This is a genomic window from Pseudoalteromonas sp. BSi20439 (assembly GCF_000241165.1).
GTDB lineage: Bacteria > Pseudomonadota > Gammaproteobacteria > Enterobacterales > Alteromonadaceae > Pseudoalteromonas.
This window is the reverse complement of the sequence record NZ_BADW01000058.1, coordinates 1-11,267: the sequence shown is the minus strand read 5'-3', so window position 1 is coordinate 11,267 and position 11,267 is coordinate 1. Positions and strand designations below refer to the sequence as shown.

Annotated in this window: 8 protein-coding genes and 1 pseudogene; 3 read left to right on the top strand and 6 right to left on the bottom strand. The window is 40.3% G+C overall.

The window, feature by feature from the left end; genetic code table 11:
* Positions 1–78: 78 nt before the first annotated feature.
* Together clpA and clpS are read right to left on the bottom strand one after the other, a co-directional pair.
* Positions 79–2,339 (bottom strand): annotated as a pseudogene (clpA, locus tag P20439_RS18460) (ATP-dependent Clp protease ATP-binding subunit ClpA).
* 68 nt (positions 2,340–2,407) lie between these two features.
* A complete protein-coding gene (gene clpS, locus P20439_RS05530; protein WP_008110102.1) occupies positions 2,408–2,716 on the bottom strand; it encodes an ATP-dependent Clp protease adapter ClpS in 309 nt (102 codons plus the stop codon).
* 209 nt (positions 2,717–2,925) lie between these two features.
* Between clpS and cspD the strand changes: the two genes are divergently transcribed.
* Entirely contained in the window at positions 2,926–3,144 is a 219-nt protein-coding gene (gene cspD / locus P20439_RS05525) for a cold shock domain-containing protein CspD (RefSeq protein WP_008110104.1), read from the top strand.
* A 454-nt stretch (positions 3,145–3,598) separates the two neighbouring features.
* Entirely contained in the window at positions 3,599–5,821 is a 2,223-nt protein-coding gene (locus tag P20439_RS05520) for an NADP-dependent isocitrate dehydrogenase (RefSeq protein WP_008465158.1), read from the top strand.
* A 160-nt stretch (positions 5,822–5,981) separates the two neighbouring features.
* Here P20439_RS05520 and P20439_RS05515 read toward each other — a convergent pair whose 3' ends face one another.
* The 3 genes from P20439_RS05515 to P20439_RS05505 all read right to left on the bottom strand — a co-directional run bounded on the left by P20439_RS05515 (position 5,982) and on the right by P20439_RS05505 (position 9,503).
* On the bottom strand, positions 5,982–7,223 hold the full coding sequence (locus tag P20439_RS05515; RefSeq protein WP_008465156.1) for an amidohydrolase family protein: 1,242 nt from the start codon (positions 7,221–7,223) through the stop codon (positions 5,982–5,984).
* Positions 7,224–7,235: 12 nt separating this feature from the next.
* Positions 7,236–8,618, bottom strand: coding sequence for an amidohydrolase (locus P20439_RS05510; RefSeq protein ID WP_008465154.1), 1,383 nt, complete (start codon positions 8,616–8,618; stop codon positions 7,236–7,238).
* A gap of 81 nt (positions 8,619–8,699) precedes the next feature.
* On the bottom strand, positions 8,700–9,503 hold the full coding sequence (locus P20439_RS05505; protein ID WP_008465153.1) for a hypothetical protein: 804 nt from the start codon (positions 9,501–9,503) through the stop codon (positions 8,700–8,702).
* Between the two features lie 443 nt (positions 9,504–9,946).
* Here P20439_RS05505 and P20439_RS05500 point away from each other — a divergent pair, with 443 nt between their 5' ends.
* The gene (locus tag P20439_RS05500; RefSeq protein WP_008465151.1) at positions 9,947–10,309 is read left to right on the top strand and encodes a DUF3718 domain-containing protein; all 363 of its coding nucleotides are present in this window, start codon (positions 9,947–9,949) and stop codon (positions 10,307–10,309) included.
* 97 nt (positions 10,310–10,406) lie between these two features.
* Here P20439_RS05500 and P20439_RS05495 read toward each other — a convergent pair whose 3' ends face one another.
* A complete protein-coding gene (locus P20439_RS05495; RefSeq protein ID WP_008465150.1) occupies positions 10,407–11,099 on the bottom strand; it encodes a hypothetical protein in 693 nt (230 codons plus the stop codon).
* Between the last annotated feature and the right edge of the window lie 168 nt (positions 11,100–11,267).

Below are 11,267 nucleotides of genomic sequence, written 5' to 3'. Positions count from 1 at the left end.
GTTTTTTGTTGCCTATTCCTTTGGCAAATAAAAAAGCCTGCATAAAGCAGGTCTTTTTAAATTGCTAACTTTTTTAGGTTAGGCTGGCGTTAAGTCACTCTCGTAATCAAAACGCAGTTTTTTATCTTTAACCGATACTTTTACCGTACCGCCAGAAATTAGCTCACCAAACAGTATTTCGTTAGCCAATTGCTTTTTAAGATCTTCTTGGATAACACGCGCCATAGGGCGCGCGCCCATTGCTTTGTCATAGCCTTTATCAGCCAACCACTCACGTGCTTTAGAGGTAAGCTCAAGGTTAACTGACTTCTTATCCAGTTGCGCTTGAAGCTCCACAACAAACTTATCAACCACTTGTAAAATAACTTCTTTATCGAGGTGATTAAACCAAATAATGTTATCTAAGCGGTTTCTAAATTCTGGTGAAAATACTTTATTAATTTCACCCATTGCATCGTGCGTATGGTCTTGCTCACTAAAGCCAATCGACTTACGTGTGGTTTCTTGCACGCCGGCATTAGTGGTCATCACGACTACGACGTTTCTAAAGTCGGCTTTACGGCCATTATTATCAGTTAGCGTACCGTGATCCATAACTTGCAATAAAATGTTGTAGATATCTGGATGGGCTTTTTCAATCTCATCCAAAAGTACAACAGCGTGTGGATTTTTAATGACCGCTTCTGTTAGTAAGCCGCCTTGTTCAAAACCAACATAACCCGGAGGCGCACCAATTAAACGACTCACCGCATGGCGCTCAACATATTCAGACATATCAAAACGAATAAACTCAACACCCATACATTTAGCTAATTGCTTGGTAACCTCAGTTTTACCGACCCCCGTTGGGCCTGCAAATAAGAACGAACCAACCGGTTTGTTCTCATTCGCTAAACCTGAACGCGATAAGCGAATAGCAGAAGTTAATGCATCAATGGATTGATCTTGTCCAAACACCAACATTTTTAAATTACGGTCTAAGTTTTTCAGCGTTTCTTTATCAGACGACGACACATTTTGAGGCGGAATACGCGCCATTTTAGACACAATCATCTCAATATCAGATACACCAATGGTTTTTTACGCTTAGACGTAGGCAGTAGCCGTTGGCTTGCGCCTGCTTCATCAATAACGTCAATCGCTTTATCAGGTAAGTGACGCTCATTAATGTACTTGGCACTTAGCTCGGCGGCTGCTTTTAACGCTTTTTGCGTATAACGAATACCGTGGTGTGCTTCGTAACGATCTTTTAAGCCGTTAAGAATTTTAGTGGTGTCTTCAACGCTAGGTTCAAGCACATCAATTTTTTGAAAGCGACGAACTAGGGCGCGATCTTTTTCAAAAATATTCTTGTACTCACCGTAAGTAGTAGAACCCATACAACGTAATTGCCCACTTGAGAGTAACGGCTTAATTAAGTTTGAGGCATCCATTACCCCACCTGAGGCAGCACCTGCACCAATAATGGTGTGAATTTCATCAATAAATAAAATTGAACCTGGTTTTGCTTGTAACTCTTTTAATAAACTTTTAAAGCGTTTTTCAAAATCGCCTCGGTATTTGGTACCGGCAAGTAACGCGCCCATATCTAAGGAGTACACAACCGCATCAGCAATGACTTCAGGCACTTGTTCGTTAACAATACGATAGGCTAAGCCCTCGGCAATAGCAGTTTTACCTACGCCGGCTTCACCAACCAGTAATGGGTTATTCTTTTTACGACGACACAGCACTTGCACTGTGCGCTCTACTTCACTATCACGGCCAACAAGCGGGTCAATATTACCCTCTTTAGCGTGTATATTAAGGTTAGTTGTAAAGCTGTCGAGCTTACTCGCTTCTTCGCTTGCTACTTCTTGCACCTCTTCATGAATATCGTCAGTGTCATCGCCTAATTCGTCGTCACCTTTGGCAATCCCATGAGAAATAAAATTAACAATATCAAGGCGAGAAATATCATTCTTTTTAAGTAAATAAACTGCCTGGCTTTCTTGCTCAGAAAAAATAGCCACCAGTACATTTACACCAGTCACTTCATTTTTTCCCGAAGATTGCACATGAAATACCGCGCGCTGTAATACACGCTGAAAACCAAGCGTTGGTTGAGTTTCGCGTTCTTCTTCTAAATCAGGAATAACCGGTGTGGTTTCATCAATAAATTCAAGTAACTCTGTTTTTAATCCAGAAATGTCAACACCACACGCATTAAGCGCTTCTCCAGCTGATGGATTATCGAGTAGAGCTAATAAAAGATGCTCTACGGTCATAAACTCATGACGACGTGTACGCGCTTCACGAAACGCGGTGTTCAAAGTTAGTTCTAAGTCTTTATTTAGCATTGGCAACCCCTTACAGAGATAATAATTTTATACCGCACTTCAAAGATGAAAATTCACCTTTGTGGTATTTATTCCTGCTCACAACTACATAGCAGTGGATGCTCGTTATCCCTTGAGTAGCGGTTAACTTGCTCAGCCTTGGTATGTGCTACATCGGCGCTGTAAACACCACAAATGCCCTTACCTTGCTGATGTATTTGCAGCATCACATCAGTTGCTCTATCGCTATCCATATTAAAAAACGTCATTAAGATCTCTATTACAAAATCCATCGGCGTGTAATCATCGTTGTTTAACACAACTTTATATTTTCGCGGTGGCTGCAACTTTTGCTTTTCACTATCGCGAACGGTGTCGATAACACCAGAATCTTTCATACCACTCATAATTAAATATAGTCTTGTCTTTGTAACTCAAGCAAACTTGAATAAAAAAATAAATAAAATGTTAAAAAATAACCTAAAACACTTGACTGGTTGCTTAAATAAACTACAGTCAAATGGTGATTGATTAAACCTTAGTCAGTCTAGCAAACAATACAGTTTAGGATAACTAAATTAGTCAACTTATAGAAGGATGTAGAAGTATGGCTTGTGGTAAAGTCAAATGGTTCAACAACGCCAAAGGTTTTGGTTTCATCGTAGAAGACGGTTGCGAGAACGACATTTTTGCTCATTACTCCACTATTGTAATGGACGGATACAAGACACTTAAAGCTGGTCAAGATGTTACCTTCGAATTACAACAGGGCCCTAAAGGTCTACACGCTACTAATATAGCCCCTAACGGCGATATTATAGAGTGATTGTAAATATGAGACTAAAGCGAGCGACCTGTTTAGATCCTCGCTTAATTCCCTAAAAATCCCTAACCACTTCAATATAAATTGCCTCATTGTGTGTTAATTCAACCCCACTCCTTGATTTTATTTTATCTACCCCAATAATTTCACTATTAGATGTTTAACTGCTGGCGTTTGGCGCGTAATCCTAGCCCTTTTTAGCCAAGCTTGTTACACTCTTTATCCTGTAAAACGTAATTACTTTAGCCTAATGGCTAGTTTAGATTTACATAAATTTTAGTTATAAAAGACACTAGTCCGTCAGGTGTGATTATTCTTACCTTGTTTAGGTTATACGAGTACCAACACCTAACAGACTACTCATTGCATACATTAATACTTTATTTATAGGGTATTAGGCGATGATTTCTTTGCATTGTTGAATTTGGCCAATGCGGCCTACTATCTAGGAATGATGATGACATCAAAAATTATCTATACAAAAACGGACGAAGCTCCGGCATTAGCAACGTATTCGTTGTTACCAATTATCCAAGCGTACACAAATGCGGCAGGTGTTGAAGTTGAAACACGCGACATCTCACTCGCTGGTCGTGTAATTGCGAGCTTCCCGGATTACCTAACAGAAGAACAACGCATTGGTGATGCACTTGCAGAACTTGGCGAAATGGCAAAAACACCAGAAGCTAATATCATTAAATTACCGAACATCAGTGCCTCAGTTCCACAACTTCGCGCTGTAATTAAAGAGCTTCAAGAAAAAGGTTATGCACTCCCAGAATACCCTGTAGAACCTAAAAACGATGAAGAAAAAGCGATTCAAGCCGCCTATGACAAAATTAAAGGCAGTGCAGTAAACCCTGTACTTCGTGAAGGTAACTCTGACCGTCGCGCACCAAGTTCAGTAAAAGAATATGCACGTAATAACCCACATTCAATGGGGGCATGGAGCAAAGATTCACAGTCTTATGTTGCAAGCATGGAAGAAGGTGACTTCTTTGGTTCTGAGCAATCAGTAACTGTTGATGAAGCAACGGATGTTCGTATTGAACACGTAGCGGCTAATGGCGATATCACTGTACTTAAGCAAAGCACGCCATTACTTGCTGGTGAAGTAATTGATGCATCACGTATTAGTGCTGCAAAATTACAAGCATTCCTTGAAGCTGAAATTAATGCAGCTAAAGAAAAAGGCGTGTTATTTTCGCTTCATATGAAAGCGACCATGATGAAAGTATCTGATCCAATCATCTTTGGTCACGCTGTAAAAGTATTTTACAAAGACGTTTTTGCAAAACACGGTGCACTTTTTGAAGAGCTAGGTGTTGATGTAAATAACGGTTTAGGCGATGTGTACTCTAAAATTCAAACATTAGATGACGCTAAGCGCGAAGAAATTGAAGCTGACATTCAAGCTGTTTACGCTGACCGCCCTGCTATCGCAATGGTTGATTCTCATCGCGGTATTACAAACTTACACGTACCAAGTGATGTGATCATCGATGCCTCTATGCCTGCTGCAATTCGTTCAAGCGGTCAAATGTGGAATAAAGACGATAAATTACAAGACACAAGCTTTGTAATTCCAGATCGTTGTTACTCTGGCGTTTACCAAGCAACAATTGATTTTTGTAAAGAGCACGGTGCATTTGATCCTACGACTATGGGTAGCGTACCAAACGTTGGCCTTATGGCTCAAAAAGCAGAAGAGTACGGCTCACACGATAAAACATTTGAAGCAAAAGCTGACGGTACTATCCGTGTTGTAGACACAAACGGTAATACGTTACTTGAGCACAGTGTTGAGAAAGGCGATATCTGGCGCATGTGTCAGGTTAAAGATGCACCTATTCAAGATTGGGTTAAACTTGCAGTAAACCGTGCTCGCGCAACGGGTAACCCGGCTATTTTCTGGTTAGATGCAGAACGTGCACACGATGCTGAGCTAATCAAAAAAGTAAATAAATACCTGCCAGATCACGACACGGCTGGCCTAGATATTCAAATTTTATCGCCAATGGATGCAACCTTGTTCTCACTAGCACGCATCAAAGAAGGTAAAGACACAATTTCTGTAACGGGTAACGTGTTACGTGATTACTTAACAGATTTATTCCCAATTTTAGAGTTGGGTACCAGTGCTAAAATGCTTTCAATTGTGCCACTAATGAATGGCGGTGGTTTATTTGAAACTGGTGCGGGTGGCTCTGCTCCTAAGCACGTTCAACAATTTGAGAAAGAAAACCACTTACGTTGGGATTCTTTAGGTGAATTCTTAGCACTTGCTGCTTCACTTGAGCACCTAAGCACAACAACAGGTAACAAAAAAGCACAAGTACTTGCAGATACGCTTGATAAAGCTACCGGCACATTCTTAGCTGAAAACAAGTCGCCTTCACGTAAAGTAAAAGAGATTGATAACCGTGGCTCTCATTTCTTCTTATCTTTATTCTGGGCACAAGAACTTGCTAAGCAAAATGATGACAGCGAGCTTAAAGCGCAGTTTACGCAAATTGCTAGCGACCTTGAAACTAACAAAGAGCAAATTGTTAGCGAGCTAAACGATGCACAGGGCCCAGCAATGGACATTGGCGGATACTTCCAGCCAAATGACGATGCAGCTTTTAAAGCAATGCGCCCAAGCACAACATTTAACGAGATTTTATCTAAACTGGTATAAATCCATTAAATGAATGAAAAGAAGGCGCTCCAAAGAGCGCCTTTTTTTGTGCCTAATAGCTATTCGCTTATTTAAGTGGTTTACTTTGCGGATTGGTATAAGTAAAAGGCATTCGTAAAAAAGGCCGCTAATGCGGCCTTTTATATTCAACTAAACAAGTTTATTTAGTGTATGCACGTGGCATGTTTGATTCTGTTGTATAGCGCTCACGCAGTTTATCTTGGCGAGATTCAGTACTTACCTCAACCCCATTAATAAACATTTTATTTACGTGGCTGCTCAGCTCAAACGGGTCATTACTCCACATTACAACATCAGCGGCTTTACCCACTTCTAAGCTACCAGCATTAATACCAAATACATCAGCTACATTTGAAGTCATCGCTTTTAATGCGCCTTGCTGGCTCATACCGTAAGACACTGCATTACCGGCATCATAGCGGAGCTGGTAAACATTATGACTGGCATCGCCACCCACAGTTAAAAGTACTTTAACACCTGCTTTTTCTAGTATGCCGGCATTATTTAGGCTTGCATGTAATGAATCAAAACTGCCTGGTAAGTTATCCATTGCACTGATGATCACAGGAATACCCGCTTTTGCGATTCGATCTTTAACTACAACGGCATCTTGCGCACCATTAAGAACAATATTTACCCCAAACTGCTGTTTCACTTTTATAAGTTCAACAATATCCGATGCACGCGACACACTAATTAGTAATGGCATATCGCTTTTTAGTACTTTAGCCATTATTTTATCTTCAGCACTTGGCTTAGCATCGTCTTTCTTAGCTTCTTTGCTTGCTTTGGTTTGGTGCTCATCTAACTTATTGATCAGTGTTTGCAATGTAAATGCACGAGAGCCTTTGCTTCGCTCACCCAAATGAACCACTAATGCCGCTTGTTTTTTAAGTACGCTTTCAAAGCTGCCACTTAAATCCACCACACTGGCAAGGCCCGCAAATATGCTGTCACCGCCATACGGAGTGATTAAGTCACGAGTAACACCGCCTTTACGTGCATAAGGGATTAGGCTTGAACGAGGGTTAAATGCCAAGCTTGCATCAAAATCAATACCTGCTTTTTCTTCTCCCGCATCGCGAGAGCCTGCAACCGCACCGACTTCAACTAAACCAAGTTGATTTACAGTGGCAATAAAACCAGGGGTAACGATTTGACCTTTGGCATCAATAATTTTATCTGCTTTAACATCGCTAGGATTGATTGCAGTAATTTTGCCATCATTCATTACGATGCTGGCAGACTCTAATACGCCTTGATCTGAGGATGTATGCAGTGTTGCGTTAATTATAGCAAGAGATTGAGCGCTCACCGCACCCGATGCTAGTAACCCTGCAGCAACCAGAGAAAGCGAAAACGAACGTGATAATTTTTTCATTCTGGGTGCTCCTTATTGTTGACCTAACATAAAATCACTTTGTGCTTGGAATGCGCTATCGTTTCTATCGTAAACTTTTGCGCCATCAACAAACACTTGCTCTGCTTTTGCGTAAACGCTAAATGGGCTTTGATTCCAAATAACCACATCAGCTTGTTTACCCGCTTCAAGTGAGCCTGTTTTATCTTCAATGCCGAGTGATTTAGCGGCATTAGCCGTGATCCACTTAATTGCATGCTGCTCAGAAATATCAAAACCATTTTGGTTTGCACTGTACATTACTTTTGCGGCTTCTTGATTTAAGCGCTGAATCGTCGTGTCTGAGTCTGAATGCACAACGGCACATGAGTTTTTAACTGCATCAACAATCGCTACGTTCTCTTGTACCATATCGTAGGCTTCCATTTTAAAGCCCCACCAGTCTGGCCAAAGTGCTGCACACGAGCCATTTTCAGCCAGTAAATCTGCGATTTTATAGGCTTCAATACCGTGATGGAATGTACCCGCATGGTAATTAAACTCTTTAGAAAGGTCGATCATCATCGCCATTTCTTCAGCTTTATAACAGTGATTGTGAATACGAACCTCACCTTCTAAAACACCGCGAAGGGTATCGTATTTAATATCGCGGTGTGGAGCTTCTGGGTTTTTACCCGCAGCGTAATCAGCATCGTATTTGTCCCACTCACGCTTGTACTCTTGCGCACCAATCCAAGCTGTACGATAGCCTGCCATATTACCCATACGTGTCATCGGTAATTCACCTTTTCGGCCATAAACGCGTTTAGGGTTTTCACCACACGCCATTTTTAAACCGTATGGTGCATCAGGAAACTTCATCCCTTGCATGGTGTGAGCCGGTACATTTTTAAGGGTAACGCCACGTCCACCAAATAAATTAGCTGAACCTGGTAAAATTTGTAACGAGGTAATACCGCCTTCACGTGCACGATTAAAACCTGGATCTTGTGGCCAAATTGAATGCTCAACCCATACTTCTGCCGTATTAGGGCTGGTCATTTCGTTGCCATCTTGGTGAGACTCAACCGACGGATTTGGATAAGCACCTAAATGAGAGTGAACATCAATAATACCTGGTGTTACCCATTTGCCTTGCGCATCGATAGTGGTGTCTGCGTTAGCGGTTAAATCTTTACCAACTTGCTGTACTTTACCATCAACAAGTAATACATCGGCTTCATCTAAACGCTCACCCGTGCCCGTTAATACAGTGGCATTGGTAATTAATGTGCTTGATGTAGCAACGGGTTGATAAGTACTTGGGTATGGGTTTTTATTAATGGTTACCTTTGCATCTTGCGGGCCGCTTTCTTGGCAACCAACAAGAGCCGCTGCTAAACCAACAGCTAGCAATGAGGGAGCAAATTTTTGCATGTTTTTAGGTTCTCCTGTTTTTTTACTACTTTAGCGAAAGCAAACGCATAAAGCTAAAAAAACAGGTGAAAAGGCGGTTATTTAAGGTGAGTTTCTGTAATTATTTTTTATATAATTGTTATAAAGCCTATCCAGTGCCTCTTCTGTGGTGAGCGATGGATCTTTACTGATAAAGTGTTTAACCGTTCGTGTTACAAAATCGGAATTTTGCTTATGTAATTTTGAAAAATCTTTAATTAATGTATTGCCATCTTTTGCGGCGGTGACTTTATCATGACGATGCCTGTATTGGCTCAATGCCTTATTAAAATCGCCTTGATAATCCTCGACTAAAATTTTATAAAAGTCACTTTTTTGCACCTTCAATACGTTAATGCAGTAGTTAAGCGCTTCTTTAAAATCGGTAAATACGGTGCCTTCTACATCAAACTCTTTGGTTTTTTCGCGCACCGTAACGCGCGCTTCTTCAGTGGCATAACTAAACCCTGTAAAGGCAAGTCGCTCAGCCGCTTCTTTACCGAGTTTCATGCCCGCTTGAATGCTGTGCGCAAATTCATCGCTCATGTCGCCAAGCTCGCTTTCTTCCCACATGTTGTACACACGTAAGGGCTTGGCGTATTTATTTGATAGTTTCTTTTTAAGCTTACTAAAACGCTCATCAATGGTCATTAAGCGTTCATTATGAAGTAATGCATGGCATTCATAACAAGCCGCAATAGCAACAAAATCTGCTTCTTCGCCTAAATCAATAATACTTTGTAACATGTGCAATGGTGGGCAATGATCGCGCTCTGTTGCCTCACACCCGCAATAAAAACATTGGTTAAAATGCTGTTGCTCACACGCATAAGCTTGCTGGTAGTAACTGGCTAACGTTTTATTCACAATTGCGCTCCAAAAATATAAAATGCCACAAATTTAGGGCGCGATAATAACAGTCTGAAAAAATATTTCAGTAGGAAAACGCTAAACTGTGTCAAAAATAAATTACTTAACCTGAACTTTGGTTAAGAGATTTACTAACATATTGAATTATATTAATAATTTAGTTCGTTTTCTCCAGCTAGAAATTTACAATGAAAACAAGGCGAATTTTCGCGTCAATAGCGGGCCTATTGCAAGTAAATTCAACGCAGTTAGCGCTGAAAATAGCTGCTTGAGATAGATTTATTATCCATAGTTCAGGTTACTTATGAACAACTTTTCATACACCTACAAAATTGCATAATTTATATACACATCTTCTTACAGCTTGCCCCATTCAGTTAACAACATTCTGGCTACATTAAACAATACTTAAGTTGCACATAAACAAAGAGGAAAATACTATGATTTCTTTCAAAGCAACTCTATATTCAACTGTATTATTGGGCGCAGCAACATTAACAGCGCCTGTAATGGCAACCACTTTTGTTGCCGCTGATTCATCACCCGGTACACAAGTTTGCATGGCCGTTGCATCTAACAAACAACTGACACTGCACAAAACAATTAAAGAGCTCCATACCAACAAGCATGTAATTGGCAAAAAATTACGCTGCAATGATTTATCAATGAATGATTTTGTAGCGCTTTATGATTTAGACAAATCTGCACGCTTTTTCAATATTGAGGCTACCACCAGCACATCAATAAGGGATTTGGCAAAGGTAAATAAACTGATGGTGGTTATTATGGCGGGATCTAAATAACCTAAATTATGACTAGGAAATCGGTTTTAATACGTTCAATTTACGCGAATCAAACACGTTAAGCAGGGCTTAGTACCTGCTTAACGTGTATTTATTATTAAATAAGCGCTGCCAACAAACCAAACAAGCCACCAAATACCCCACCCCATACAACGAGCCAGCCTAAGTGTTCGCGGATCATGGTTTGAATAATTTCTTTTACCATTTTAGGGGTGAGTTCATCTAGGCGTTCATCCACTAATTTAAGTACCGTATTATGTAAGCTTTCCGCGTTATTTCCTTGAGTAAGCATGTCGCTTACTAGCACTTTAAAATCGTCGGTGTCACTTATTTGTACCAGTGATAATTGCATTTTTTCGATAAATTTTTCTCGCATTGGCTCTACCGCCTCTGTACCGCCAAACATTGCCAGCATGCTGCCAAATTGTGATTGCTCTATCACCAATAACAAATTATCGAAAGCGGGATTTAAATCTACCTTTTCAATTACCGATTCAAAGTCTATCGTTGGCTGCGCCTTGCTTAGAAGCTTGTCTATTTTATGCTCAGAAAAGAACTCCGTAAGTATTAAATTTCTTATAGCTACTTTAAAGCTTTCAAACTTGAGCGCAATCACCCCCGATCCATATAAAAACGGGACTTTTTCAAATAGCATATGAATAGCGAGTAAGTTTGTAACCGCACCAGAGAGTGCAAATAAGCCCACCGAAAGTACAATGGCTTGATCAAATACAAAACCAATAACAACACAACACGCTGCCAATAAGTTAGTGATAAAACTTTTATTCATTTTTATTCCGTTTCAGTGATTTGTATCAGAAATTGATAGTCTTAATTTTACACCGATTAATTTGTTTATTTAATCCCTTTTTGCCATAGTTTATTTATAGGTTTAAAAGGTGAGTAATTGTTATGTGGAAAACAATCAATCAACAGATCAGCCAAGCTATCACGGCTA